The following is a 24,457-nucleotide window of genomic DNA, read 5'->3' as shown; positions in this document are numbered from 1 at the left end:
CGTCGACGGGCTATGCCCTGGTGCGACTCACAATGTGGCTCAACATGTCTCGCACCGCCCCGGCCGGCGGGGTGCGTCCACCCACCCAGATGGCGCGAAACTTGCGGCGCAGGTCCAACTTCGGGATGGTGACCGCGCTCAGCCGCCCCACCGCCAGGTCGTCGGCCACCGCCAGCCGGCTCATCGCCGCCGGTCCCGCGCCGGCGAGCACGGCCGCGCGCATCGCGGCCGCCGACGTCAACTCCAGCACCGGCGCGGCCTGCTCCATGTCGTCGCCCAGCACCCGACGCAACGCCACCGTCAGCGAATCCCGGATGCCCGAATGCGGTTCGCGCGCAACGAGCGGGGTGTCCGCGAGTTCGCGGGCCGTCACGCCCCGCGCCCGCTTCGTCCACTTGTGTCCGGGCGGTACGACGATCACCAACTCGTCCTGACCCACCACACAGGTACCCAATCCCGTTGGCGTGCCAGGGTTTTCGACGAAACCCAGATCGACGCTGCCGTCCCGGACCGCGGCGATGGCGTGCTCGCTGTTGGTGGCCGTCAAGATCACTTGCGGCGCGGAGCCGCCGCGCCGCGTCGCCTCGGCCTGCAGCGACAACAGCCAGTGCGGCATCAGCTGTTCGGAAATCGTCTGGCTGGCCGCCACCCGGACGCGCTCGCGGCCCTCCTTGCGCAGCGAGCCCATGCCCGCGTCGATCTCGGTGGCGACCTCGAGCAGCCGTCGCGCCCAGTCCGCGACGATCAGGCCCGCCGGCGTCAACTGCGAGCCACGCGTCGTGCGCACCGCCAGCGTGACCCCGATCTGGGCCTCCATCGACGCGAGCCGCCGCGAAATGGCTTGCTGCGTCAGCCCGAGTTCGCGCGCGGCGCGGCCCAGGCTGCCGGTCTCGGCGATCGCCAGAAACACCTCGAACGAGGCAAGCTCGGGCATCCGGGGGCTGAGCGGCATGGCTGATCACATCACAATCAATTCGTGTGACACAACGATAGCTTGTGACTCCACAACGCCGCGTGCCCTACTCGCGCCCAGCCGCGGCAAGAACCATGGAAGGGATGACCCTGGCCGGTGGCGCGTCGGCCGCGCTAAATTAGCCAGCCAGACAACGGAAGGACAACGCTCGTGGCCTACGTGATCGCCGAACCGTGCGTCGACATCAAGGACAAGGCGTGCATCGAGGAATGTCCCGTCGACTGCATCTACGAGGGCGCGCGGATGCTCTACATCCACCCCGACGAATGCGTCGACTGCGGCGCGTGCGAGCCGGTGTGCCCGGTCGAGTCCATCTACTACGAAGACGACGTGCCCGGCGAATACAGCGAGTACACGCAGATCAACGCCGACTTTTTCACCGAGCTCGGCTCCCCCGGCGGCGCGGCCAAGGTCGGGCTGACAGAGCACGATCCGGCCGCGGTCAAGAACCTGGAAAGCCGGGCCGAGGCGACCTAGGCCACCTCAGGCGAACGCGCGGCGCCTTTCCGCGAACTCAATAGGCGACTCATGGAACTGGCGGCTTAGCCGCCATGAGTCGGGGCACTCCCATATTCCCCGATTAATTCCATGAGGAGACCCCGATGTCATTTCTGATCACGCAGCCCGAAGCTCTGCTTTACGCGGCGGGGAAGCTCGAGACCCTGGGCTCGGCATTGACGGCCGAAAGTGCGGCAGCGGCGCCCGCGACGACCGCGATCGCTCCCGCGGCCGCCGACGAAGTGTCGGCGTTACAGGCCGCGCTATTCACCGCCTACGGCGAGCTGTACCAATCGGTCAACGCCGAGGCCGCGACCGTGCATCAACAGTTCGTGCAAACCTTGAGCACCAGCGCGGGCTCCTATCAAGCGACCGAGGCCGCGAACTCCGCCGCCACTGCCCTACCCTTTGCCGCCCCCAATGCGTTGCCCCAGGCAACCGTGCCCGGCAGCGGCCTCGCCAACATCGCCGACGTCGGGCTGGGCAACTTCGGGTCCGCGACGTCGGACCTGCTTGCGCTGGCGGGCGGCGGCCTGCTCGTCAGGCCCGACGCGATATCGGGTCCGGCGTCGTCCGCCCTCGCTGGGACGACCCTGACGGACACAGTGCGCCCCGTCGCCGGCGCGTTTCAGCCCGCTGGGGCTCCGGCCGCGGCTGCTCTCGGACAGGCCACCTCTGTCGGCCGGCTGTCGGTGCCACCCACGTGGGCGGGAACGAACGCGCCGGCCGCGCCCCCAGCACCCGCCACGATGATCGGCTCGAGCACCCCGGCACCCCAGGGGCCGTCGGTGACCGGCGTGCCGGCCGGGATGCCCGCGCTCGCAACCGCCGGAAGAACCGGCGGCCTTGGCGCGCCGCGCTACGGCGTGAAGCCGACCGTGATGGGCCGGCCGGCCGCCATCTGAAAGGGAGACGAGACAATGGATTTCGGTGCACTACCCCCAGAACTCAACTCGGCCCGTATCTACGCCGGTGCCGGCGCCGGACCGATGATGGCCGCCGCCGCGGCGTGGAACGCGCTGGCGGCCGAGTTGGGCACGGCCGCAGCGGGCTACGAGTCGGTGGTCACGGAGCTCACCGGCGAGCAGTGGATGGGTCCCGCGTCGGCGTCGGCGGCCGCCGCGGCCCAGCCATTCATCACGTGGCTCAACACCACCGCCGCGCAAGCCCAGCAGGCAGCCGCGCAGGCGACCGCGTCCGCGGCGGCCTTCGAAGCGGCATACGCGATGACCATTCCCCCGCCGGCGATCGCGGCCAACCGAGCCCAATTGGCAGCGCTGGTCGCGACCAACTTCCTCGGCGTCAACACGCCAGCGATCATGGCCACCGAGGCGCATTACGGCGAGATGTGGGCTCAGGACGCGGCCGCCATGTACGGCTACGCCGCCGCTTCGGCGGTCGCCGGGCGGATGACTCCGATGACACCCCCGGCGCCGCTCACCAGTCCGGGCGGAATGGCCCGCCAAGCCGCCGCGGTCACCGGCGCCACCGCCAACACGCAAGCCGGGCTAGCGCGCGCGATTACCGCCGCGCCGGACGCGGTGTCGCAACTCGCCGCCCCGCTCCAAGCCGCGAACGGTGGATTCTTCAACATCCCGTTGGTACAGAACACCATCAATGGCGTGGTCAACACGGCGGCATGGTGGTCCATGGAAGCGATCCCGACCGGGGTATTGCTGAGCCACACCGTCAACGGGGTTCCCTCGCTGTTCCTCCGCAGTGCCGGCCCGTTCGTCGGGCCCGTGCTGGCCGGGTCGGCGGCGCCGGCCGGATCGACCGGAGTCGCCCCGGCGCCCGTGCTGGCCGGCGTGGGCCAGGGGTCCACGGTAGGCCGACTGTCGGTGCCGGGAAGTTGGTCGGCGGCCGCCCCGCCGGTGGATCCCGTCGCTTCGCCATCGGCGGGCTCCGGCTGGGCCGCGGCACCGGAGGAGGCGGCACCGGTGACGGCGGTTCCGGCCGGGATGCCCGCGATGGCTACGGCGGGAAGGGGTTTTGCCTCAAGCACGCCGCGGTACGGGGTCAAGCCCACGGTGATGCCCAAGACGGTGTTCGCCTGACCCAACGCACCTCGTAAGGTGTGCCCATGCGGACAGCTCGAATCATGCATGTCATCCGGCAAATTGGGTCGCTCGTGGTCACGGCGGTGACCGCGGTGTCCACGCTCAACGCTTACCGGCCGTTGGCGCGCAGCGGGTACGCCTCGCTCTTCTCGTTCATGTTCGGGGTGGTGGTCACCGAGTTGCCGCTGCAAACGCTCGCCAGCCAGCTCGGCGGTTTGGCGTTGACGGCCCGCCGGCTCGACCGGCCGGTGCGACTCGCGGCGTGGACGGTGGCGAGCCTGTCCGCGCTGGGCCTGCTGAACTTCAGCCGCGCCGGGCACAAGGCCAACATTCCGCTGACCGAGGCGTTGGACGAGGGCCTGGGCACGTCGCGCCTCACCGAATCGGGCGACCTGTGGCGCCGTCCGGCCGGTGGCGGCACCGCCAAGACGCCAGGGTTGTTACGGATGATGCGCATCTACCGCGACTACGCCCACGACTCCGACATCAGCTACGGCGAATACGGCAGCGCCAATTTCCTGGACATCTGGCGTCGTCCGGATCTGGACCCCACCGGCAAGGCGCCGGTGCTCTTCCAGATCCCGGGGGGCGCTTGGACGACGGGAAACAAACGCGGACAAGCACATCCGTTGATGAGCCACCTCGCGGAGTTGGGCTGGATCTGCGTGTCGATCAACTACCGGCACAGCCCCCGCAACACCTGGCCCGACCACATCGTCGACGTCAAACGCGCCCTGGCGTGGGTCAAGACGCACATCGCCGAGTACGGCGGCGACCCCGAATTCATCGCCATCACCGGCGGTTCGGCCGGCGGCCACCTCTCGTCGCTGGCCGCGCTCACCCCCAACTTCGCGGAATTTCAGCCCGGCTTCGAGGACGCCGACACCCGGGTTCAGGCGGCCGTGCCGTTCTACGGCATCTACGACTTCACCCGGTTCAACGACGCGATGCATCCCATGATGCCGGCGCTGCTGGTCAAATCCGTTGTCAAGCAACGGCCGTCGACCAACATGCAGCCGTTCATCACCGCGTCGCCGATCAACCACGTCTCCGCCGACGCTCCCCCATTCTTCGTCCTTCATGGCCGCAACGACTCACTGGTGCCCGTCGAGCAGGCGCGGGCGTTCGTCGCGCGGCTGCGGCAGGTGAGCACCCAGCCCGTCGTATACGCCGAATTGCCGTTCACCCAGCACGCTTTCGACATCTTCGGTTCGGCCCGCGCGGTGCACACCGCGGTCGCGGTCGAGCAATTCCTGGCCGAGGTGTATGCCGCGCGCCGGCAAGCCAACGTGGCCTAGCCGAGCAGTTGGGCCACCACGCCGGCGATGATGGCCTCCGGTTCCTGCTCGATGCCGACGGTGTGCAGCTCGCCGCCGATCGCCAGGGACGCGACACCGTGCACCAGCGACCACAGCGGCGCGGCGATTTCGCGCGGGTCCTGACCGTCGACGACGCCCGCCTCCTGGCACGCCGCGATCGCGTCGAGTAGGTCGCCGAACGCCCGCTCGCCGGCGACGGCCAGGTCGGGATGGTCGGCCTTCGTCAGCTCGGCGCCGAACATCACCCGATAGTGGTCCGGGTGGGCTACGGCCCAGCGCACGTACGCGCGGCCGAGGTCGACCACCCGCTCCTTGGGGTCCTCGGTGGCGGCGGCGTCGGTCAGTTCGGCGTGCAGGTCACGGAAGCCCTGTTCGGCCACCGTCGCCAGCAGCGCGGCCTTGTCGGCGAAGTGCCGGTAGGGGGCGGCGGCGCTCACCCCGGCACGCCGCGCCGCCTCGGTCAGGGTGAAACCCTTCGGCCCCTTCTCGGCCACCAGCGACAGCGCGGCGCTGGTCAGCGCGCGTTTGAGGTCGCCGTGGTGGTAGCTGTCCCGGCGTTTCGCCCCGCTCGATGATTTTCGTCCAACCGCCATGTTGACGAGATTAACATTGAAGACTATGTTAAAGCCATTCACATCTTCGGAAGGGGACGAAATGGATCAGCAACTCACCACCCCCCGCGCCGGCGACCGCGACCGGGAAAGGGCGGCCGCGCGCCTCGGCCAGGCGCTGGCGCAGGGCTATTTGGATCTGGCCGAGTACGAGCAGCGGGTGCAAGCCGTGTTCGGCGCGCACAGCACCGGAGAGCTTCGGGAACTCCTCGCCGACCTGCCGATCGAGCGGATCCGGCGTGCGGACCCCCGCCGCCGCGCCGCCCGCGTCGAGGCCGCCCGCCGCAGCGTGCGCATCCACCTCGGCGCTTACCTCCTGATGACCGTCATCGTGCTCACCGTGTGGGCGGCCGTCGCCGCGACCACGGGCGAGATGTACTTCTGGCCGATCTGGCCCATCCTCGGTGCCGGCATCGGCCTGGTCAGCCACGCGCTGGGCATCCACCCCGCCGTGAAAACCGTTGCGAAGTAAGGGGTAGTCATGTCATTGGCCGTCATCACCGGCGCCAGCTCGGGGTTCGGCGCGATTTTCGCCGACCGGCTGGCGCGCCGGGGCATGTCCTTGGTGCTCGCCGGACGCGACGAGGATCGGTTGAACGCGGTGGCGCAGCGTGTCGATCAGCAGGTTGAGCTGGTCGTCGGCGACCTCGGCACCCAGGACGGCGTCGACGCCCTGGTGGCCCGGCTGGCCGGGCGGGAGGTCGACGTGTTGGTCAACAACGCCGGCTTCGGCACTTACGGTCCGTTCGCCGAGGTCGACGCCCGGCGCGAGCGCGAGTTGGTGGCGGTCAACGTCGACGCGCTCGTGCAGCTGACCCACGCGGTACTGCCCGGCATGTTGGCCCGCGGAAGGGGCGGCATCTTGAATGTCGCGTCCACCATCGCCTTTCAGCCCGGGCCGTACCAGGCCACCTACGGCGCGTCGAAGGCGTTCGTATTGTCGCTGAGCCAGGCGCTGTGGGCCGAGACCCGCGGATCGGGCGTCACGGTCACGGCGTTGTGCCCGGGGCCCACCCGCACCGGCTTTGTCGACGCGCTGGGCTCGGACGTCTCGCACACCGCGATTTATCGCCGGCTTGCGGCGCCCGAACCCGTCGTCGCGGCCGGGCTGCGCGCGCTGGACCGGGGTCGCGCCGTCGTAGTGCCCGGATGGCGCTATCGGGCGATGACCACCGGCTCACGGTTGATGCCCGGTTGGGTCTCGACGCTCGTCAGCGGCCGCATGCTGCGGCCCACCGCCGCGTAGCGGAAACCTTTGAGCCGCAGACTAATCCTTGGGCCGCACCCCGGCCGCCCGATACACGAACGCGGGCTGCACCGGGAAACGCAGCGTCGTGGTCGGCAGCTTTTCCAGCACCTCGTCGGGAATCGTCTTGCGGTAGTTCAGCCTCATCGACCCGCTGAAAGCGGGATCGACGCCGTGCAAGTCGATTTCGAGCTTGAGGCCCTTGCCGGTGATCGTGGCCCTGGCCGGCCCGTCGCTGTTGTCCCACGGGCAATCGATCGATCGCAGGTTGGCGTCCCCGCGGGCGGGAAGCGTGGCAAGGATCCGCGCGGTGGTGAACGCGAAGGCGCCCGCAAGGCGGGACACGCCCGAGGCCGAATACACGCCGGGCACGTGGCCGCCGAAGTGCCGACTCACCCCGACTTTGCCCGCGCTGAAGATCAACCCCTCGGCCTCGAGCTCATCGCGCAGCGGCTTGGGGAGTTTGCCGATCTCGGACAGATTGCGGAGAAAACCGAGCACGTTCAAGACCGTAACCCGAGCGCGACGCCCTCGCATCGGTTTGCCAGAGCGTTTACTGCACCGTGACGTTGGCCGTGTATGTGCACGACGGTTTGGCGTCCTTGCCGACGAAGCTGGTGTAGGCGGTGCCGATCGTCGTGGTCCCCGGCTTCAACGCCGTGAACTTCCACACCTCGGTGCCGGGGGCCCCCAGCGCGTCCGAGCTCGGCGGCACGAACTCGTGGCTCTCCTGCTTGAGGACGCCCGGGTCCCCGATCTTCATCTCCGGCGCCCATCGGTACGGCGTCGTGTAGTTCGACCCCAGCTTCACGACCAGCGTGTTGCCCACGGACAGGGTGATGCTCTGCGTGACGACGCTCTGCGTGAGCACCTCGTTCATCGGCACCTCGAGCGTCTTGGTCGACGGCGGGTTCCTGGAGGCGAAATGGCAGCCCACCAACATCGGCGAAACGAGCAGCGCGACGGTCACCAAGAGCTTCATCTTCCCGGCAGTCATCGAGCCCATTATGGCCTGGAGCCTCCCCGCCGTGCGGCCGCCCACGGGACCGTCCGATGCCCCGCGTTTCGAGCGCGCGTTTGCTGAAGGTCCGGTAACTTCTGTGCATGTTTGGCATCATTCGGCCCTGCCGTCGCCGGCTCGGCGGCGAACTGGCGGCCGCCTGGACGGCCCAGCTGTGCGGAGTGTGTCTGGCGCTGCGCGACGATTACGGCCAGGCCGCCCGCATCGCCACCAACTACGACGGGCTGGTGGTCTCATTGCTGGTCGAAGCGCAGACGCCCGGGCAGCCGGCCCGCCGCACGGCCGGGCCATGCCCACTGCGCGGGATGCGGCGCGCGGACGTCGCCACCGGCGACTGCGTGCGACTGGCCGCGGTGGTGTCGCTGGCGCTGGCCGCGGCCCGGGTCCGTGACCACGTCGACGACCGCGACGGCATGGTCGGCGTGGCCGGGGTGCGGCCGGCGGCGCGTCGCATCGCCGAACGCTGGGTGCGCCAAGGCACCGACACCGGTCACACCCTGGGCTTCGACACCGGTGTGCTCGTCGCCGCGATGGACCGCCAGGCCGCGCTCGAGGCGCAGGCTCGTCCGGGCAGTTCGCTGTTGCTGGTGACCGAGCCCACCGAGACCGCCGTCGCGGAGGCGTTCGCGCACACCGCCGTGCTGGCCGGCCGCCCGGACAACGCGGCACCGTTGCGCGAGGTCGGGCGGCTGTTCGGCCGGGTCGCGCACCTGCTCGACGCGGTCGAGGACTACCGCGACGACGTGGCGCGCGGAAAGTGGAACCCGTTGGCGGCGACCGCAACTCCCGTGGCCGCGGCGCGCGCCCTGTGCGACGACGCGGTGCTGGGCATCGAGCTGGCGCTGGCCGACGTGTCCTTCGCCGACGGGCGCCTGGTCGATCGGCTGCTGACCAGCGAAGTGCGCCGCGCGATCAAGCGCACCTTCGCCCAAGCCGGTCTCACCGCACAGAGCGGAACGCCGCGCGGGCAGCAGGAGCCGATCAACTTCGGTGACCAGTCGATTCAACCCGGGGACGAGGAGGGCACGCCGAACCCGGGGCGCAAGTCGCGGCGCGGCGGCGACGGGACCGGCTGCTGGTGCTGCTGCGAGGGCTGCGATTGCTGCTGCGACTGCGACGACTGCTGCTGCGACTGCACCTGAGTCTGCGACCAGTTCACGCGTCAGTCTGCGACCAGTTCACGCGTCTCGCATTTGATATCGCCGGCGCTATCACTTTCTGGCGTCACCACATACCCTCCGCAAGGTGCTGATGTGACGGGTGGGACCGCCGGCAAAGCGGGCTGACCGCCGGGCCCGCCAAACCCCAAGCCGCGCAATCCGATCATGTCCGGCAGGATGGGCTGGTGTTTGGCCTCGTCCTGATCGTTGCGCTCGTCTCCACCGTCATCCTCGGGACGGTTCTCGGCCGGCGCTATCGCGTTGGTCCCCCGGTGCTGCTCATCGTGCTCGGCACGTTGCTGGGCCTCATCCCCAACTTCGCCCACGTGCACGTCAACGGCGAGATCGTGCTTCTGCTGTTCCTGCCGGCGATCCTCTACTGGGAGGGCCTGAACACCAGCTTCCGCGAGATCCGGGCGAATGCCCGCATCATCGTCTTCCTCAGTGTCGGTCTGGTGATCGCGACGGCCGTCGCGGTGTCGTGGACGGCGCGCGCGCTGGGCATGGACTCACACGCGGCCGCCGTGCTGGGCGCCGTGCTCTCCCCCACCGACGCCGCCGCCGTCGCCGGCCTCGCGAAGAAGTTGCCCCGCCGTTCGGTGACCGTGCTCAAGGCCGAGAGTCTCATCAACGACGGCACCGCCCTGGTGCTGTTCGCCGTCACCGTCCACGTCGCGATCGGGGGTTCCGCGATCACCCCGATCGACCTGGTGGGGCGGTTCGTCGGCTCCTATCTGGGCGGCATCGCCGCCGGGCTGCTGGTCGGCGGGGCGGTGACGTTGTTGCGCAAGCGGATCGACGCACCCCAGGAGGAAGGGGCGTTGAGCCTGCTGACGCCGTTCGCGGCCTTCTTGCTGGCGCAGAGCATGGACTGTAGCGGGGTCGTCGCCGTCATGGTCTCGGCCCTCGTGCTCGCCTACGCCGGTCCGGTGGTGATCCGGGCACGCTCGCGCCTGCAGGCGTACGCCTTCTGGGACAGTGCCACGTTCCTGCTCAACGGCTCGCTGTGGGTGTTCGTCGGCGTCCAGATTCCCAACGCGCTGCGCGGCATAGTCGGCGTGGACGGCGGGGTGCGCCACGCGTTATTCATCGCGCTCGCGGTCACCGCGGTAGTGATCCTGTCGCGGATCTTCTGGGGTGAGATCACCGTTGTGTTGATCCGGTTGATCGATCGTCGCGAGGCCCAGCGCGAACGGCGGGTCAGCTGGCGTCAGCGCTTCGTCACCGCCTGGGCCGGATTCCGCGGCGCCGTGTCGCTCGCGGCGGCGCTGGCCGTGCCGATGACCACCCTCAGCGGCGCGCCGTTCCCCGATCGCAGCCTGCTGATCTTCATCGTGGTCGTCGTGATCCTGACCACCGTCCTGCTTCAGGGGACCACGCTGCCCGCGGTGGTCCGCTGGGCGAAGATGCCCGATGACGTCGCCTACGTCGAGGAACTGGACCTCGCCCGTACCCGGGGCGTCCAAGCGGCGCTCAACGCGCTGCCGACGGTCGCCGACGAGGTCGGCGTCAGCGACGAGCTGCGGCGCCGGCTGCAGAAGGAATACGAGGAGAAGGCCGCGCTGGCCCTGGCCACCGAGGACGGTTCGGCGAACGGACACCTCGTCAAGAAGAAGGAGCTGGTCCGGCGGGTGCGGCTCGGCGTGCTCGAGCAGAAGCGGCGCGAGATCACCGCGCTGCGCAACCAGAACCTGATCGACGACATCGTCCTGCGCGAGTTGCAGAACGAGATGGACCTCGAGGAAGTTCAATTGCTCGACGCGGCGGACGAGGAGTAAGGCCCGTCGGTCGTCGGCCGTACAGTCGGCCCCATGTTGCAGACGGTGGCCATCCGCGGCTATCGCTCGCTGCGCGAGGTGATCCTCCCGCTGGGTCGGTTGTCGGTGGTCACCGGCGCCAACGGCGCCGGCAAGTCGTCGCTGTACCGCGCGCTGCGGCTGCTGGCCGATTGCGGCCGCGGCGAGGTGATCGCCTCGCTGGCCCGCGAGGGTGGGCTGCAGTCGGCGCTGTGGGCAGGACCCGAGGAGCTCAAGGGCGCACGCCGGACGGGCAAGGTCCAGGGCACCGTGCGAACGCGCCCGGTGTCCCTCGAATTGGGCTTCGCCTCAGACGATTTCGGCTATCTTGTCGACCTCGGCATCCCGGTCTCGGCGGGGCAGGCTCGCTCGGCCTTCGCCCGCGACCCAGAGATCAAGCGCGAGGCGTTGTTCGCCGGCCCGGTGTTGCGTAGCGGCACCACCCTGGTGCGCCGGGGCGCGAGCTTCGTCGAGGTCAGCGCCGAAACCGGCCGCGGATTCGACGAATTGTCCCGGTCCCTGCCGTTGTATCGCAGCGTGCTGGCCGAGTACGCCCACCCGCACGCGCTTCCCGAACTGGCCGCCGTGCGTGAACGCCTGCGCGGCTGGCGGTTTTACGACGGCTTCCGGGTCGACGCGGAGGCGCCCGCGCGCCACCCGCAGGTGGGGACGCGCACACCGGTGCTCGCTGACGACGGCAGCAACCTGGCCGCCGCGATCCAGACGATCATCGAGGCCGGCATCGAGGGACTCGGTGAGGCCGTCGCCGAGGCCTTCGATGGCGCCACGGTGTCGGTCGCCGTCCACGACGGGCTGTTCGACTTGCAGTTGCGGCAGCGCGGCATGCTGCGGCCGCTGCGTTCGGCCGAATTGTCCGACGGCACATTGCGATTCCTGCTGTGGGCCGCCGCGCTGTCGAGCCCTCAGGCGCCGTCGCTGATGGTGCTCAACGAGCCGGAGACCTCGCTGCATCCAGATTTGGTGCGTCCGCTGGCGGGGCTGATCCGCGGCGCCGCGGCGCGAACGCAGGTCCTGGTCGTCACGCATTCGGGTGCGCTGCTCGAATTCCTCGACACCGTGCCGGTGGCCGACGCCGACGGCTCCTCCGACGGAGCCGTCGAGATCGAGCTGTTTAAGGAGTGGGGCGAGACGCGCGTCGCCGGTCAGGGACTGCTGACCACGCCGCCGTGGGACTGGGGCAGGCGCTGACTAAGGCCCCATCGAGTGTGCGTCCTGGGCGGCGCCGCACGGCGTGTCGCCGCCCTGAGCGCACACTCAAAGCCCTGAGCGCACGCGCGAATCGCCGGCGACGGGCTGAAAATGGGTGATCGCGGGCGCCACCCACTGGCGCAGGTAATTCCGCAACTCGACACCGGACCGCGGCGGCCGTCCGGGATCGACGATGAACGATTGCAAAACCCGGAGCATGAATTCGACCAGGCCGTCGCGCCTGTCGTCGGTGATGCCGACGCTGTTCCAATCCACGTTGAAGCGATCGATAATCGAGCGCCCCAGGGACAGCGCGACATCGGACGTCACGCTCGCCGAGTAAGACACCGCCTTCTCGGACGTCAACAGCAGCCCCAGATATTTGTCTTGGGGAAGCAATTCCAGCGTGTGAGCGATGCCCTCGACCACCGCCTCGGCGGGGTCGTGGATGGGCTCCAAGTGGGCCGCCAACCGGTCGAGGGACGGGCCCGCTTCCGAGAGCGCCGTCGCCACCAGCAACGCATCGGTGCTCGGGAAATAGCGATACACCGTTTGGCGGGTGACCCCGAGATCGCGAGCGATATCGGTGATTTTGATGTCCGCGCCCGACCGCTCGATCGCTCGGCTCGCGGCGGCGATGATCCGCGCAATGGCTTCCTCGTCGCTCGACGGCAACGCGCCGGCCCAGCCGTGTCTGCGCATCTACGCTGTCCTTACGCTGAATATGGTCGCACGAGAACTCAACCCAACGCGACGCCGATTTCCTCGGCGAACACCTTGATCATGTGTTGCACGCCGATCTCGTTGCGGCCGATGACCATATGATCGTGTTGGCCCTGGCGGACGCCCTCGCCGCACTGCGGCAGCATCGCGAAGTCCTCGTCGCGCACCGCCGCGTGCACCGCGTCATAGATCATGTCGTAGCCGGCGCGCTGGTCGTCGCTGGTCGCCGGGACGCGCGCTAGCCAGCTGTGCCGCACGGTGCATCGCGTCGGGGCACCGGCCGGCAGGATGTCGATGACCTCCACGCCGACGTTGCTGTTGGCCAGGATCGGGTTCGGGTAGATCCAATAGATCAGCCCCATGTTGTCCCGCACGTCCCACGAACCGCTCGGATCGGCATCAAGATTGACGATCCAGTTGAACGGAAACCCCAGCCGGTGATGCTTGCCGTACTCGTCGTAAATCGCCACATTGGGCAACGCGTTCTGACCAATCAGGCTCTCGCCGTGGACAAACGGGAAATGGTAGCCCTCCGCGAACGCCTCCAGCGCGCCCTTCCACGACACCTCGGAAATGAACTCGCGATGCGTGTGATAGCCGAACGATGCGTAGTCGAGTTCGGCCAGCTGTGAACGCAGCGGTCCCAGATGCGCATCGACGTCGATAGACGCGTCGGCGCTCAGGACCGCCCAGATGAAGCCGTAGGCCTCCTGACTCGGTAACTCCACCAACCCATAGTCGTCGATGTCCATACCGGTGAAGCCGGATTTGCCTGGGACGCTGAATAATTCGCCGGTGTTCTTATAGGTCCACGCGTGATAGGGACAGGTGAAGCGGGATGCGTTGCCCGCGCCGCAGGCCGGCATCGCGCCGCGGTGGCGGCAATAGTTGAGGAACACGTGGCTGACCCCGGTGCGGTCGCGGGTCACCAGCAACGAACTGCCCAGCACCGAGCGGACTTCGAAGTCGTTGGGGCCGGGGATCTGCACGCTGGGCAGGATCGCCAGCGGGGTTCGCCGCAGGATCTGCGTCTCCTCGATATCGGCGACTTTGGCGTCGCGGTAGTAGTGCAGCGGCACCCTCAACACGTCGGCGGCCAGGTCGGTCGTCTTGTCCAGCACAAGCCGCAGTGCCCGTCGCGTCAGATCCTCAGTCAGTTCAACCTGCCGCACGCTCTCGATCGTCACCATTCGGACCATACACCCGCATGCACATGGATGGTCAACCCGAGGCGACGAAGTCGCACCACACCGCGACCCGTGCTTGGCTGGATGGATGGCCCCCACGAATCCCGGCGACGCCGTGCGCAGCGCGCAGCAGGTCGTCGACGTGCTGTCGGCGCAGGGCGTGCAGTACGTCTTCGGCGTCCCGGGGGCGAAGATCGACGCCGTCTACGACGCGCTGCTGGACTCCGGCCCGCAGGTGGTGGTGTGCCGCCATGAACAGAACGCCGCGTTTATGGCCGGGGCGATCGGGCGCCTCACCGGCACGCCGGGCGTGGTGCTGGTGACCTCCGGCCCCGGCACCACCAACCTGGCCACCGGCCTGTTGACCGCCAACACCGAACAGGATCCGGTGGTGGCGCTGTGCGGCGCGGTGCGGCGCGTCGATCGCCTCAAGCGCACGCACCAATCCATGGATGCGGCCGCAATGCTCAGGACGGTCACCAAGTTCACCGGCGAGGTCAACGACCCCGACAACGCGGCCGAGGCCACCGTCGGCGCGTTTCGCGCCGCGCTCAGCGAACCGCGCGGCGCGGCCGCCGTCGTCCTGCCCGCCGATGTCTTGGCCGCGCCCACCACGGCGAGCATCCCGGGCCGCAACCCGATTCCCCCGTTGGCCGCCGCCCCCGCCGCGTCGATCGCCGAGGCGAGCGAGCTGATCCGGGCCGCGCGCCGGCCCGCCCTGTTGGTCGGCATGCGCGGGGCCGACCCCGACAGCTGCCTGGCGCTGCGCGCCCTCATCGCCACCACCGGGCTGCCCGTCGTGGAAACCTTCCAGGCCGCCGGGGTGATCTCCCGCGCGCTGGAGGACAGTTTCCTGGGCCGGGTCGGGTTGTTCCGCAACCAGCCCGGCGACGTCGTCCTGGCGCACGCCGATGTCCTGGTCGCCGTCGGTTACGACTCGGTCGAGTACGACCCCGTGCTGTGGAACGACGACGCGGGGCGCACCGTCGTGCACATCGACTCGGTCCCCGCCGACATCGACAACCACTATCAGCCGACCGTGGAATTGCTGGGCAACATCGCGGCGACGCTCACATCGCTGACCGACAAGCTGGCCGGCCTGACCCTGACCGGCGCCTATCAGGGCGAGATCGCCAAGCAACGAAAAGCGTTGAGCGACATCGACAATCAAGCGGGCCAGACCACACCCGAGGGTCCGGGCCTCAACCCCGTCGCCGTGCTGCTGAGGCTGCGCGAGGAACTCGACGACACCGCCACCGTCACCTGCGACGTCGGCTCCGTCTACATCTACCTGGCCCGCCATTTTCGGGTGTACGAGCCGCGGCGGCTGTTGTTCTCCAACGGCCAGCAGACCCTGGGCGTGGCGCTGCCGTGGGCGATGGCCGCCTGCCTCGTGCGGCCCGGAACGCCCGTCGTGTCCGTCTCCGGCGACGGTGGATTCCTGTTCTCCGCCCAGGAACTCGCGACCGCCGCCCATCTGGGCCTCACGTTCACCCACATCGTGTTCCGGGACAACAGTTATGACATGGTCGGCTTCCAGGAGCTCCTGAAGTACGACCGGAAATCCGGTGTGGAGTTGGGTGATTACGACCTTGTCTCGTATGCGGCCGCCTTCGGCGCCCGTGGCTACCGGGTGACCTCGCTGGACGAATTCACCACCACCCTGCGCCAGGCGCTGGCCGAGGACGGCCCCTCCCTGATCGACGTCCCCGTCGACTACAGCCACAACACCGATCTCGCCGCCCAGCTGCACGACGACCCCTTCGAGTAAGGATCATGGACACACATTCGGGCGCCTACGAACGCTTCCGCCGTTGGGCGGCAACGCTTCTCACACATCAACGCGCGGACGACGCCGAGGTGTATCAATTCTCGACGATCGGCGCCCTGCTGGAGGGCGTGTACGACGGCGACGTCACCGTCGCCGAAATCCTGCGCCACGGAGACTTCGGCCTGGGCACCTTCAATCACCTCGACGGCGAGATGGTCATCCTCGACGGCGTCTGCTATCGGTTGCGCGCCGACGGCACCGCCACCCGGGCCGCACCAACCGATCGCAGCCCCTTCGCGGCGGTCACCCGGTTTCACACCGACTTCGAGATCGCGATCCAAACCCGCACCGGACGCGCGGATGTGACCGCGGCGATCGACCGCCAGATCACCAGCGCCAACCTGATCTACGCCATCCGAATCACCGGGCAGTTCGCCGAGCTGCACACCCGCACGGTAATGGCGCAAAAGCCGCCCTACCCGCCGCTGACCCAGGCCACCGAAGAGCAGGCCGAAAAGGTGTTCACCGACGTGTCGGGGACGGTCGTCGGCTTCCGCACCCCCGACTTCGAGCAGGGCATCTCGGTCGCCGGCTATCACCTGCACTTCCTCAACAGTGACCGCACCGGCGGGGGCCATATCCTGGATTTCACTCTCGAGCGCGGGGACGTCGCGGTCAGCGGGGCTTCGCAACTGCACCTGAGCCTGCCCACCTCCGGTGACTTCCTCGGCGCCCAGCTGTCCGGCACCGACATCGCCGAGCGGATCAATAAGGCCGAAGGCCCCAAAGGGGGCTGAATCGGACCGCTACGCCGGAATTCATGGACTGTTCAGGCCACCGTCAAGTCCACATTGTTGAGTGCACACGCGCGCCGCGTGTCCTCACGTTATGCGTGTTGTACAGGTCGCCAACTTCTACGGCCCTCGTTCGGGCGGCCTTCGCACCGCGGTCGATCGACTGGGCGCCGAATATTGCGCCGGCGGCCACGAGGTCTTCCTGATCGTTCCCGGCCACCGCGCCGAACGTACCCAGCTGCGCACCGGTGTGGTCCGAATCACCCTGCCCGCCCGGCTGATTCCCCTCACCGGCGGGTACCGGGCGGTCCTGCCCGGACCGGTCAAGGCGCTCCTGGCGGCCCTGCGGCCCGACGCGTTGGAGGTGTCCGACCGGCTCACGCTGCGGTCACTGGGCCGGTGGGGCCGCGACCACGGGGCCACGACCGTGATGATCTCCCACGAGCGGCTGGATCGCCTTGTGGGACAGATACTTCCGCACCGGGCCGCGGTGAAGTTCGCCGATTTGGCCAATGCGCGCACCGCCGCCGACTACGACACGGTGGTGTGCACCACCGGTTTCGCGCGTGCGGAATTCGACCGCATCGGCGCGACGAACACCGTGACCGTCCCGTTGGGCGTGGACTTGCAGACCTTTCACCCGCGCCGGCACTCGTACCTGCTGCGGCGGCGCTGGGCCGCACCGACGCAGCTGCTGCTGGTCCATTGCGGGCGGCTGTCGGTGGAAAAGCGCGTCGACCGCAGCATCGACGCCGTCGGCGAGTTGTGCCACGCCGGGGTCGACGCCCGGCTCGTCGTCGTGGGCGAGGGTCCGTTGCGGGCCAGGCTGGAGCGCCAGGCCGCGCGACTACCGGTGGACTTCACAGGTTTCGTCTCCGACCGGCACACGGTGGCCGGTCTGCTCGCGTCCGCCGACGTGACGCTGGCGCCCGGGCCGCACGAAACGTTCGGGCTGGCCGCGCTGGAATCGCTGGCCTGCGGAACCCCGGCCGTCGTGTCGCGTACCTCGGCGCTCACCGAGATCATCACCCCGGACAGCGGCGCCTCCGCGGACAACCACCCGGCGGCCATCGCCCGAGCGGTCAGCGCCGTGACCAGCCGTCCCGAGCACCATCGCCGCGTCTCCGCGCGCCGCCGCGCCGAGGATTTCACCTGGCATCGGGCGGCGACGGGCATGCTGGCCTCGCTGGGGGCACCGACTCTGGACGACCCCGGCGACGCCGAACACACCGCGTAGCTAGTAGGTTCTCGGCAGCGCGGCGACCAGCGCTTCGACTTGTGCTCGCGTGAGCGTGGTGACGCTTCCGTCGGGTAGCCCGAGGATGCGGTCGATGGCCAAGCCGTGCAGTCTGAATCGTTTTGTCATGCTGTCGATCGCGCGCTCCCGGGCGGACTCGTCGGGCGCCTGCAACACCGCGACGATGGTGGAATTCGTGCGCGCGGCAAGGCCGTAGATCATATCGGCGACGCCCACGGGATCGAAGGTGTCGAAGACACCCTCGGCGACCCCCTCTTCGATCAGGCGCGTCAGCAGGGGCAGGACCAGCGCTTCGTCGACCGCGGTTATCCGTGCGTAGAGATGGGCGTTGTCGGGCCGCAGCAATGACGCCATCGCGGCCAGCTGCTCCGACACATTCATCTGCATCTTGACCTCAAACCCGCTCCGCAGCAAGGCGTTCAGACGATCCAGCGCGTCACCGCCGCATGCGGCAACCGCGTCCTCCACGCCGGCGAACGCGGCCCGCGCGCTGCGCTCCGCCAAGGCCGCGATCAACGCGTCCTTCGATGGAAACCAATGGTAGAAGGCCCCTTTGGAGACACCCGCATCGGCGATCAGATCGTTGAGGCTGACGTTGTCATATCCGTCACGCAGAAACAGCGCCGCCGCCCGATCGAGCAGATCCGCGCGGCGGACGTCGGGATGCTTAACTACCCGAGGCACTCTCGGGCTTCCAACCGACGTACGTCAGGTACAGCCCGACGGAGGCGAGGAAGAGGAACAACACCCATAGCGCCGCAGTCGCGCCCGAACTGTAGATGGCGTTGCCGGCCGCGTCGTAGGCCCGTGGCAGGGTCAGCAACAGCAGACCACGGATGAAGAAAAACCAGCCCACGGCCGACACGACGATCGCCGCCAGGCCGCGCCAATACTGGTGAAAGGCGATGATGAAGATGCCGCCCATCAACAAGATGGCTCCATACAGCCACGGCCACATGGGATTTGCCTTGAACTCCGTGAATAGTTCCTGCATGTATGAACCGCGGATTGCGATCGTGGTCGGCACGATCGACATGTAGGGGCCCAATACGCGGGCGAACATGCGGGTTCGGGTCTGCGATTGCTCGGATGCACTCATTGCGCCACCTCCCTGGCCTGCACCGAGGATAACCGACCGGTGGTCGGTATGCCAGACCGTCGGTCGGTAAAGTTTTCAGAAGTCGGCGGCCGCCCACGATCCCGGCGGGTACGGCGGAACCGCACCGGTGAAGGCGCCGTCGGTGAGCCTGCACAACGTGTCGGAAATAGTCCCGGCGTTGGCCAATACCGTCGGGGCGCCGCCCGGCGCGACCCGAGCGACCACCGCCTGCCAGGAGTATCCGACACCGCCGTGCTCGTACCAGACGAACCAGTCGGCGTCGTGATTGCCGGCGCGGATCAACCGCCGGAAGGGCAACGTCGGATCGCTGACCGCGTCCGTCGCGTTGAAGGGTGCACCGATGTCGGCCATCGGCGGTAGAAGCTTGAGGAGTTCCGGGGGCAGCTGGGACACATGCTGCACCTCTTGGACGGATGTCGAAAGGACACAGCGGGTGTTTGGTATCGCCTCGGCGGGCGCGGCCGTCAGCAGCGCCGACGCGATCGCGAGACACCCGGTTAATCCATAGCCGATGCGCGCCATGACTTTGCTCCATCCGCGGTCTTACTGAGTGGGACGCTACGCCACTGCTTTGCTGAGCGAGGCCGCTTTGCCCGGCCGCTAGGCTGAGTCGGTGGCACCCCGAGACCAGGTTCTGATCACCGTCACGGAGTTGGCGGGCCTCATCGACGCCGGCGCCCCGCTGGCCATCCTCGACGTGCGGTGGCGGATCGACGAGCCCGACGGACGGCCCGCCTACCTGGAGGGCCACCTTCCGGGGGCGGTGTATGCGTCGCTCGAGGATGAGCTCAGCGACCACTCGGTCGCCGGTCGCGGCCGCCACCCGCTGCCGTCGGGGAGCGACCTGCAGGCCGCGGCACGCCGGTGGGGCGTCCGGCAGGACTCAGCGGTGGTGGTCTACGACGACTGGAATCGCGCCGGTTCGGCGCGCGCATGGTGGGTGTTGACGGCGGCCGGGCTGCCTGATGTGCGCATCCTGGACGGCGGCCTGGCCGCCTGGCGCGCGTCCGGCCGGAGCCTCGAAACCGGCGGGGTCACACCGCAATCCGGGAATGTGACTGTGCCGCATGACGATCTATACGCGGGCAGCCGGCCTACCCTGACGTCCGAGCAGGCGGGCGCCGGTGGTGTGACGATGCTCGACGCGCGGGCGCCCGAACGCTTCCGCGGCGACGTCGAACCGCTCGACCCCGCGGCCGGGCACATCCCCGGCGCGACGAACCTGCCGAGCACCGCCGTGCTGGACGACGACGGCACGTTCGTCGGCGGTGACGCGCTCACCCGGCTGCTCGCCGAGCGTGGGATCCGTGACGGCGCTTTGGGCGCCTACTGCGGCTCGGGCGTGACGGCCAGCGTCACGGTCGCCGCGCTCGCGGCGCACGGCGTGGAGGCGGCGCTGTTCCCCGGCTCGTGGTCCGAGTGGTGCTCGGACCCGGGGCGCGCGGTGGCCGTCGGCGCCGAGTGAACGATCAGGCGCCGCCCCAACTCTGCAGGAAGGCGGCGGTGACCCGGGCGGCGTTGTTCGCCGCGATCCGCTTGTAGCAGAAGAATTGAAACGGAAAGCCCGGCAGGTGAAGCGGGTCACCTGGCCCATCCGTGATACCGCGGATGCCGAGGAACGGGACACCGTGGGCGTCGGCGACCGTTTGGGCGGCCGCGGTTTCCATGTCCGTGGCATCAAACGCCGGATCCGCGGACGAGACGATGTTCAGGTTGCTGACCAGGGCGCTTCGCAGCCACCGGCCCGCCGCTTGCCGAAAGTTGCCGGTGTATCGGAAGGACCGATCGGGCGCGCTGCGCGGCTGGCAGCCGAAGACGTCACCGCCGTTCGGGATGCAGGGGAACGCCACGCCGTTGTTGTTGTCCCAGCTGCAACCGTCGCCGCCGATCACGATCTGCGGCCGCCGCCGCAGGTCGATCCACCGGTCGACGCTTTCCAGTGCGACAGAAAGCCTTTCGGCCGTCGCCAGCATGGCGGGATCAACCGGGCGAAATGTGCTGCCGTTGTCCAGTGTCCACCGCGCCGGTATGGCCACATCCGCGATCCGGGTCCGCGTCGCCCCACCGGCGACGCCCGAAAACACCGCCGCGCCAATAGTGAAGCGGGCCAACGCGGCCTCGGTGGTGTCGACGGCGTTCACCAGGCCGATGCCGGTCATCGCCACGATCACCTTGTGGCCCGCGATCGAGCCGAGGTAGAAGTGCTTCCGGCCGGCGATCACCACGGGATCGGGATCGAGCGTGGTGTGTGAGAGCACCGCATCGGCTTCGGCCGGGAAGGCCGACAGCACCAGCGTGCGCACTTCGCCACCTACACCCACCGCACCAGTAAACGCCAACGGACACCGTCGCTTCACCGATTCCGGCCCTGCATGGGCACGTCAGCGGCTAATCTCAGCGGCGTTGCAGCCAACCGGGGGGCGGCCCGACGAGGAGTCCCGCTCATGCTCGAAGTGATCGAGAGAACGCCGCGCCGCGAAACCCACAAGCCGCCGGTGCTATTCGTGCACGGTGCCTGGCACGGCGCCTGGTGTTGGGACGAACATTTCCTGGGTTTCTTCGCGGACAAGGGCCACCGAGCGCTGGCCGTCAGCCTGCGCGGTCACGGAAAGAGCCCGGCCCCCAAGTCGATGCGGCTCTGCTCGATCGCGGACTTCGTGGCCGACGTCGCCGCGGTTGCCGACGGCCTGCCCGAGCGACCGGTCGTCGTCGGCCACTCGCTGGGTGGCTTCGTGGTGCAGAAGTATCTGGAGTCGCACGACGCCGCCGCCGCGGTGCTGCTCGCCTCGGCACCCCCGAGCGGCATCCTGGGGTTTTTGGCCCGCAGGCTCAAGCGGCACCCGTGGTACACCGCCAGCGGCCTGGCCATGACGAGGTCGCTGCGCGGTGTCGGCGCCACACCGGAGTTGGCCCGCGAAACCTTCTTCTCGCGGTCGCACTCCGAAGCCGACGTGGCGCGCTATGCCGCGGAACTCTGCGAGGAGTACGCCCTGAAGATCGCGATCGACATGCTGTGGCTCCACCTCCCCCGGCCGCACCTCGTCACCACCCCGCTGCTGGTGTTGGGGGCAGAGGACGACGTCTGCTTCACGCCGCAGGAAGTGCGGGCAACCGCGGCCGCCTACCACACCGACGCCGAGATCTTCCCTAAGATGAGCCACGACATGATGCTCGACCCAGGGTGGCTCGCCGTCGCCGAACGAATCCACGCGTGGGTCGAATCACGTGTGCCCGCAAGGTGAGTGCGCGATGACGGGCCGGCTGGAGGGCAAGGTCGCGATCATCACCGGCGCTAGCACGGGCCTGGGACCGGTGCTCGGTTCGGTGTTCGTGCGGGAAGGCGCCCGGGTGCTGCTGGCCGCGCGGCGCGAAGAACTCGTGCGCGACGCCGCCCGGGCCGCGGGCCCCGGAGCGATCGCGATGCGCGCCGACGTGACCGACGAGCGCGACGTCGCGGCCATGGTGGCGCGGGCGGTCGACGAATTCGGTTTTGTCGACATCCTGTGCAACAACGCCGCCGCGCCCGGACAAGACCGCTGGATCTGGGAGCAGACCCTGGACAACTGGAACGCGACGATCGCCATCGACGTCACCGCGGCCATGCTGTGCACCCGGGAAGTGCTCAACCAGTCGATGCTGGCGCGCCGCCGCGGCGTGATCCTCAACTTCTCCTCCACGGCAGGCTATTCCGGCGTCGTCCGCAAGAGTCACTACGTCACCGCCAAGGCGTCGCTGCGAGCCTTCACCAAGTCGGTCGCGCTGGAGGTCGGCCCCCACGGCATCCGGTGCAATTGCATCGTGCCCGGGGCGATCGACACCGAGCTGTGGCGTCGATGGGTGCAACGCACCGCGGACGAGCGGGGGGTCGACTTCGCCGACCAGCGCGCGAGCGCCCTCAAAGGCGTTGCACTGCAAGATATCTCCACGACCGAGGATGTCGCCAACCTGGCGTTGTTCCTGGCCAGCGACGAAAGCCGCACCATCACCGGGCAATCCATCCCCGTCGACGCCGGAGGGTACATGCAGGGATGAGCCCACGACTCTCGGTGGCCACACCCGTGGTGACGATGTTCCCGAAGGCCAGCGGCGATTGGGAGAAGGACGCCTCCATCGAGGAGCTGACCCGAATCGCCGAAGCAGCGGATCGGCTCGGCTATCACCACCTGACCTGCAGCGAGCACATCGCGCTGCCCGCGGCCGAGTCGGACCGCCGCGGCGTGCGCTACTGGGATCCGCTGGCCACCTTCGGCTATCTTGCCGCGCGCACCCGCCAGATCCGGTTGGCCACCAATGTCCTGGTGCTCGGGTACCACCATCCACTCGAGATCGCGAAACGCTATGGCACCTTGGACAAGGTCAGCGGCGGCAGGCTCATCCTCGGCGTCGGAGTCGGCAGCCTCAAAGAGGAGTTCGACCTCATCGGCGCGCCCTTCGACGATCGCGGGCCGCGCGGCGACGACGCGCTCAAGGCGCTGCGCGCGTCGCTGTCGGTCCCCGAGCCCGCCTACCGAGGCGAGTTCTACGCGTTCGACGGCATGACCGTCGACCCGTGCGCGGTGCAGGAGCGCGTCCCGATCTGGGTCGGCGGCCGCACGTTGAGATCGCTGCGCCGCGCCGTGACGCTGGCCGACGGCTGGGCGCCGTTCAGCGTGGGCCTGCGTCAAGCGCGAGACTGGTTGGGCCGCTTCGAGCTTCGTCCGGGATTCGAGGTCATCCTGCCGCCACCGGCACCGCTGGATCCGATCACCGAACCGGAGCGCACCCGCGACGCCGTCGCGGAAGCCGCCGCGCACGGCGCCACCATCGTGCCCGCCGTCTTTCGCCACACCTCGCTGCAGCATTACCTGGACAATCTGCAGGCGCTCGCCGAGTTGCACGAACCCGGGGGCGCCGCGTGATACGCGTCAGGGCCGGTGTATTCAGCCTCACCGCCGCCGCGCCGCCCGACGACGACGGCAGTTACCTGCGTTGGCACCTGCTGGATCACATGCCGGAGCAGTATCAACTGCCGGGCATCGTGTACGGGTTGCGCTGGATCGCCGACGGCGACTATCCGCAGCAGAGGGTGGCCGGAAACGGCCCGCTGGCCGAGATCGGCAACGCCGTGCATTACCTGGTTGGTGATCCCGTCGAGGAAACCTTCGACGACTTCGTCACGCTCGGGCGCGCGCTGCGCGAGAACGGGCGATTCCCCGTCGTCCGGCCGTCGCTGCAAGTGGCCGGGCTGCGCCTGCTGCAGTGGCAGTCGGCGCCGCATGCACTCATCTCCGCCGAGGTGGTGCCGTTTCGGCCGCACCGCGGTGTCGTCCTCATCGTCGAAGAACCCGTTGACGGGCGCCGCCCGGACGAGTGGCTGCAATGGCTGCACGCCGAACACCATCCGGCACTGCTCGCCACGTCGGGGACGGCCGGCGCGTGGACGTTCGGTTCCAGCACCGGTTGGAGCCACCTGCCGCGAGGATGGCGCACGGACTTCCAGTACATCACCGTCGTCTACCTCGACGCCGACCCGCTGACCACTACCGACGCGTTGGCGCCCGTCCTCGAGGACCGGTGGCGCTCGGGCGCCGTGCGGCCCTCGTTCGCCGGACCGCTACGGAGCATGGTGAGTTGGGAAGCCTGGCGATAAACCCATCGGTTGACTGGTCGCCAGGGAAAAGAGACCTTACCGAAACGAATGGGCCCTATAGTCCTGGCTGGCGAAGGAGGTG

27 protein-coding genes are annotated in these 24,457 nt (G+C 68.7%); 17 read left to right on the top strand and 10 right to left on the bottom strand.

The features are described from left to right. Positions 1 to 10: 10 nt before the first annotated feature. A complete protein-coding gene (locus A5681_RS08740) occupies positions 11 to 952 on the bottom strand; it encodes a LysR family transcriptional regulator (protein ID WP_067272254.1) in 942 nt (313 codons plus the stop codon). Positions 953 to 1,123: 171 nt separating this feature from the next. Here A5681_RS08740 and fdxA point away from each other — a divergent pair, with 171 nt between their 5' ends. From fdxA to A5681_RS08720, 4 genes are all read left to right on the top strand, one after another. After that, on the top strand, positions 1,124 to 1,450 hold the full coding sequence (gene fdxA, locus A5681_RS08735) for a ferredoxin (RefSeq protein ID WP_067272250.1): 327 nt from the start codon (positions 1,124 to 1,126) through the stop codon (positions 1,448 to 1,450). Between the two features lie 125 nt (positions 1,451 to 1,575). After that, a complete protein-coding gene (locus A5681_RS08730; RefSeq protein ID WP_067272248.1) occupies positions 1,576 to 2,376 on the top strand; it encodes a PPE family protein, SVP subgroup in 801 nt (266 codons plus the stop codon). A 15-nt stretch (positions 2,377 to 2,391) separates the two neighbouring features. After that, a complete protein-coding gene (locus tag A5681_RS08725) occupies positions 2,392 to 3,528 on the top strand; it encodes a PPE family protein (protein ID WP_067272245.1) in 1,137 nt (378 codons plus the stop codon). Positions 3,529 to 3,554: 26 nt separating this feature from the next. Further along, on the top strand, positions 3,555 to 4,829 hold the full coding sequence (locus A5681_RS08720; protein ID WP_067272242.1) for an alpha/beta hydrolase: 1,275 nt from the start codon (positions 3,555 to 3,557) through the stop codon (positions 4,827 to 4,829). On the opposite strand, the gene A5681_RS08715 is transcribed toward A5681_RS08720, so the two are convergent. Then, a complete protein-coding gene (locus tag A5681_RS08715) occupies positions 4,826 to 5,443 on the bottom strand; it encodes a TetR/AcrR family transcriptional regulator (RefSeq protein ID WP_067272238.1) in 618 nt (205 codons plus the stop codon). The two genes, A5681_RS08720 and A5681_RS08715, sit on opposite strands and share 4 nt — an antisense overlap. A 61-nt stretch (positions 5,444 to 5,504) precedes the next feature. Between A5681_RS08715 and A5681_RS08710 the strand changes: the two genes are divergently transcribed. After that, positions 5,505 to 5,933 (top strand): DUF1707 domain-containing protein, encoded by a 429-nt coding sequence (locus A5681_RS08710; RefSeq protein ID WP_067272235.1) that lies wholly within the window; start codon positions 5,505 to 5,507, stop codon positions 5,931 to 5,933. A 9-nt stretch (positions 5,934 to 5,942) separates the two neighbouring features. Beyond that, positions 5,943 to 6,707, top strand: a complete 765-nt coding sequence (locus A5681_RS08705) for an SDR family NAD(P)-dependent oxidoreductase (RefSeq protein ID WP_067272232.1) — start codon at positions 5,943 to 5,945, stop codon at positions 6,705 to 6,707. A gap of 21 nt (positions 6,708 to 6,728) precedes the next feature. Here the strand turns inward: A5681_RS08705 and A5681_RS08700 are convergent, their stop codons facing one another. Both A5681_RS08700 and A5681_RS08695 read right to left on the bottom strand, forming a co-directional pair. Further along, entirely contained in the window at positions 6,729 to 7,208 is a 480-nt protein-coding gene (locus A5681_RS08700) for a hypothetical protein (RefSeq protein ID WP_156737906.1), read from the bottom strand. 52 nt (positions 7,209 to 7,260) lie between these two features. Next, positions 7,261 to 7,713 (bottom strand): protease inhibitor I42 family protein, encoded by a 453-nt coding sequence (locus A5681_RS08695; protein ID WP_082968271.1) that lies wholly within the window; start codon positions 7,711 to 7,713, stop codon positions 7,261 to 7,263. A 98-nt stretch (positions 7,714 to 7,811) separates the two neighbouring features. Here A5681_RS08695 and A5681_RS08690 point away from each other — a divergent pair, with 98 nt between their 5' ends. From A5681_RS08690 to A5681_RS08680, 3 genes are all read left to right on the top strand, one after another. Next, positions 7,812 to 8,870 (top strand): DUF5685 family protein, encoded by a 1,059-nt coding sequence (locus tag A5681_RS08690; protein ID WP_067272226.1) that lies wholly within the window; start codon positions 7,812 to 7,814, stop codon positions 8,868 to 8,870. A 203-nt stretch (positions 8,871 to 9,073) separates the two neighbouring features. Further along, positions 9,074 to 10,666: a Na+/H+ antiporter gene (locus A5681_RS08685; protein ID WP_067272222.1), complete on the top strand. Its 1,593-nt coding sequence runs from the start codon at positions 9,074 to 9,076 to the stop codon at positions 10,664 to 10,666. Positions 10,667 to 10,699: 33 nt separating this feature from the next. Next, entirely contained in the window at positions 10,700 to 11,893 is a 1,194-nt protein-coding gene (locus tag A5681_RS08680) for an AAA family ATPase (protein WP_067272219.1), read from the top strand. Positions 11,894 to 11,959: 66 nt separating this feature from the next. Here A5681_RS08680 and A5681_RS08675 read toward each other — a convergent pair whose 3' ends face one another. Both A5681_RS08675 and A5681_RS08670 read right to left on the bottom strand, forming a co-directional pair. Further along, positions 11,960 to 12,595 carry a TetR/AcrR family transcriptional regulator gene (locus tag A5681_RS08675; RefSeq protein WP_067272216.1) on the bottom strand — a complete coding sequence of 212 codons (636 nt, stop codon included), beginning with the start codon at positions 12,593 to 12,595 and terminating at the stop codon, positions 11,960 to 11,962. Positions 12,596 to 12,633: 38 nt separating this feature from the next. Then, a complete protein-coding gene (locus tag A5681_RS08670; protein WP_419866300.1) occupies positions 12,634 to 13,803 on the bottom strand; it encodes an aromatic ring-hydroxylating oxygenase subunit alpha in 1,170 nt (389 codons plus the stop codon). 88 nt (positions 13,804 to 13,891) lie between these two features. Here A5681_RS08670 and alsS point away from each other — a divergent pair, with 88 nt between their 5' ends. From alsS to A5681_RS08655, 3 genes are all read left to right on the top strand, one after another. After that, positions 13,892 to 15,574 carry an acetolactate synthase AlsS gene (gene alsS / locus A5681_RS08665; protein ID WP_067272208.1) on the top strand — a complete coding sequence of 561 codons (1,683 nt, stop codon included), beginning with the start codon at positions 13,892 to 13,894 and terminating at the stop codon, positions 15,572 to 15,574. 5 nt (positions 15,575 to 15,579) lie between these two features. Continuing rightward, entirely contained in the window at positions 15,580 to 16,371 is a 792-nt protein-coding gene (gene budA / locus A5681_RS08660) for an acetolactate decarboxylase (RefSeq protein WP_082968270.1), read from the top strand. 91 nt (positions 16,372 to 16,462) lie between these two features. Beyond that, positions 16,463 to 17,605, top strand: coding sequence for a glycosyltransferase (locus tag A5681_RS08655; RefSeq protein WP_067272204.1), 1,143 nt, complete (start codon positions 16,463 to 16,465; stop codon positions 17,603 to 17,605). On the opposite strand, the gene A5681_RS08650 is transcribed toward A5681_RS08655, so the two are convergent. The 3 genes from A5681_RS08650 to A5681_RS08640 form a co-directional block, all read right to left on the bottom strand. Continuing rightward, positions 17,606 to 18,310: a TetR/AcrR family transcriptional regulator gene (locus A5681_RS08650; protein WP_067272200.1), complete on the bottom strand. Its 705-nt coding sequence runs from the start codon at positions 18,308 to 18,310 to the stop codon at positions 17,606 to 17,608. Continuing rightward, positions 18,294 to 18,725, bottom strand: coding sequence for a hypothetical protein (locus A5681_RS08645; RefSeq protein ID WP_067272447.1), 432 nt, complete (start codon positions 18,723 to 18,725; stop codon positions 18,294 to 18,296). The genes A5681_RS08650 and A5681_RS08645 overlap by 17 nt, the downstream gene beginning before the upstream one ends. A gap of 75 nt (positions 18,726 to 18,800) precedes the next feature. Beyond that, on the bottom strand, positions 18,801 to 19,139 hold the full coding sequence (locus A5681_RS08640) for a hypothetical protein (RefSeq protein ID WP_067272444.1): 339 nt from the start codon (positions 19,137 to 19,139) through the stop codon (positions 18,801 to 18,803). 220 nt (positions 19,140 to 19,359) lie between these two features. On the opposite strand from A5681_RS08640, the gene A5681_RS08635 reads away from it, so the two are divergent. After that, positions 19,360 to 20,211: a sulfurtransferase gene (locus tag A5681_RS08635; RefSeq protein ID WP_067272198.1), complete on the top strand. Its 852-nt coding sequence runs from the start codon at positions 19,360 to 19,362 to the stop codon at positions 20,209 to 20,211. 4 nt (positions 20,212 to 20,215) lie between these two features. Here A5681_RS08635 and A5681_RS26425 read toward each other — a convergent pair whose 3' ends face one another. Next, positions 20,216 to 21,067 carry a hypothetical protein gene (locus A5681_RS26425; protein ID WP_231996254.1) on the bottom strand — a complete coding sequence of 284 codons (852 nt, stop codon included), beginning with the start codon at positions 21,065 to 21,067 and terminating at the stop codon, positions 20,216 to 20,218. Positions 21,068 to 21,190: 123 nt separating this feature from the next. Here A5681_RS26425 and A5681_RS08625 point away from each other — a divergent pair, with 123 nt between their 5' ends. The 4 genes from A5681_RS08625 to A5681_RS08610 are packed head-to-tail and all read left to right on the top strand — an operon-like array spanning position 21,191 to position 24,375. Further along, the gene (locus tag A5681_RS08625; protein ID WP_067272196.1) at positions 21,191 to 21,988 is read left to right on the top strand and encodes an alpha/beta hydrolase; all 798 of its coding nucleotides are present in this window, start codon (positions 21,191 to 21,193) and stop codon (positions 21,986 to 21,988) included. A 7-nt stretch (positions 21,989 to 21,995) separates the two neighbouring features. Next, on the top strand, positions 21,996 to 22,778 hold the full coding sequence (locus A5681_RS08620; RefSeq protein ID WP_067272194.1) for an SDR family NAD(P)-dependent oxidoreductase: 783 nt from the start codon (positions 21,996 to 21,998) through the stop codon (positions 22,776 to 22,778). Then, positions 22,775 to 23,644 (top strand): TIGR03619 family F420-dependent LLM class oxidoreductase, encoded by an 870-nt coding sequence (locus tag A5681_RS08615; RefSeq protein WP_067272191.1) that lies wholly within the window; start codon positions 22,775 to 22,777, stop codon positions 23,642 to 23,644. Before A5681_RS08620 ends, A5681_RS08615 begins: the two co-directional genes overlap by 4 nt. Further along, positions 23,644 to 24,375 (top strand): hypothetical protein, encoded by a 732-nt coding sequence (locus A5681_RS08610; RefSeq protein WP_067272439.1) that lies wholly within the window; start codon positions 23,644 to 23,646, stop codon positions 24,373 to 24,375. The genes A5681_RS08615 and A5681_RS08610 overlap by 1 nt, the downstream gene beginning before the upstream one ends. Positions 24,376 to 24,457 lie beyond the last annotated feature (82 nt).

Source organism: Mycobacterium scrofulaceum, assembly GCF_001667885.1.
Taxonomy (GTDB): Bacteria; Actinomycetota; Actinomycetes; order Mycobacteriales; family Mycobacteriaceae; genus Mycobacterium; species Mycobacterium scrofulaceum_C.
This window is presented reverse-complemented; position numbering and strand designations above follow the sequence as displayed.

What these genes read in the sequence shown, in the direction of transcription:
- A5681_RS08740 (WP_067272254.1), bottom strand. Translation starts at nt 952, where the DNA reads ATGCCGCTCAGCCCCCGGATGCCCGAGCTTGCCTCGTTCGAGGTGTTT.
- A5681_RS08730 (WP_067272248.1), top strand. Translation starts at nt 1,576, where the DNA reads ATGTCATTTCTGATCACGCAGCCCGAAGCTCTGCTTTACGCGGCGGGG.
- A5681_RS08725 (WP_067272245.1), top strand. Translation starts at nt 2,392, where the DNA reads ATGGATTTCGGTGCACTACCCCCAGAACTCAACTCGGCCCGTATCTAC.
- A5681_RS08720 (WP_067272242.1), top strand. Translation starts at nt 3,555, where the DNA reads ATGCGGACAGCTCGAATCATGCATGTCATCCGGCAAATTGGGTCGCTC.
- A5681_RS08715 (WP_067272238.1), bottom strand. Translation starts at nt 5,443, where the DNA reads ATGGCGGTTGGACGAAAATCATCGAGCGGGGCGAAACGCCGGGACAGC.
- A5681_RS08710 (WP_067272235.1), top strand. Translation starts at nt 5,505, where the DNA reads ATGGATCAGCAACTCACCACCCCCCGCGCCGGCGACCGCGACCGGGAA.
- A5681_RS08705 (WP_067272232.1), top strand. Translation starts at nt 5,943, where the DNA reads ATGTCATTGGCCGTCATCACCGGCGCCAGCTCGGGGTTCGGCGCGATT.
- A5681_RS08695 (WP_082968271.1), bottom strand. Translation starts at nt 7,713, where the DNA reads ATGGGCTCGATGACTGCCGGGAAGATGAAGCTCTTGGTGACCGTCGCG.
- A5681_RS08690 (WP_067272226.1), top strand. Translation starts at nt 7,812, where the DNA reads ATGTTTGGCATCATTCGGCCCTGCCGTCGCCGGCTCGGCGGCGAACTG.
- A5681_RS08680 (WP_067272219.1), top strand. Translation starts at nt 10,700, where the DNA reads ATGTTGCAGACGGTGGCCATCCGCGGCTATCGCTCGCTGCGCGAGGTG.
- A5681_RS08675 (WP_067272216.1), bottom strand. Translation starts at nt 12,595, where the DNA reads ATGCGCAGACACGGCTGGGCCGGCGCGTTGCCGTCGAGCGACGAGGAA.
- alsS (WP_067272208.1), top strand. Translation starts at nt 13,892, where the DNA reads ATGGCCCCCACGAATCCCGGCGACGCCGTGCGCAGCGCGCAGCAGGTC.
- budA (WP_082968270.1), top strand. Translation starts at nt 15,580, where the DNA reads ATGGACACACATTCGGGCGCCTACGAACGCTTCCGCCGTTGGGCGGCA.
- A5681_RS08655 (WP_067272204.1), top strand. Translation starts at nt 16,463, where the DNA reads ATGCGTGTTGTACAGGTCGCCAACTTCTACGGCCCTCGTTCGGGCGGC.
- A5681_RS08645 (WP_067272447.1), bottom strand. Translation starts at nt 18,725, where the DNA reads ATGAGTGCATCCGAGCAATCGCAGACCCGAACCCGCATGTTCGCCCGC.
- A5681_RS08625 (WP_067272196.1), top strand. Translation starts at nt 21,191, where the DNA reads ATGCTCGAAGTGATCGAGAGAACGCCGCGCCGCGAAACCCACAAGCCG.
- A5681_RS08620 (WP_067272194.1), top strand. Translation starts at nt 21,996, where the DNA reads ATGACGGGCCGGCTGGAGGGCAAGGTCGCGATCATCACCGGCGCTAGC.
- A5681_RS08615 (WP_067272191.1), top strand. Translation starts at nt 22,775, where the DNA reads ATGAGCCCACGACTCTCGGTGGCCACACCCGTGGTGACGATGTTCCCG.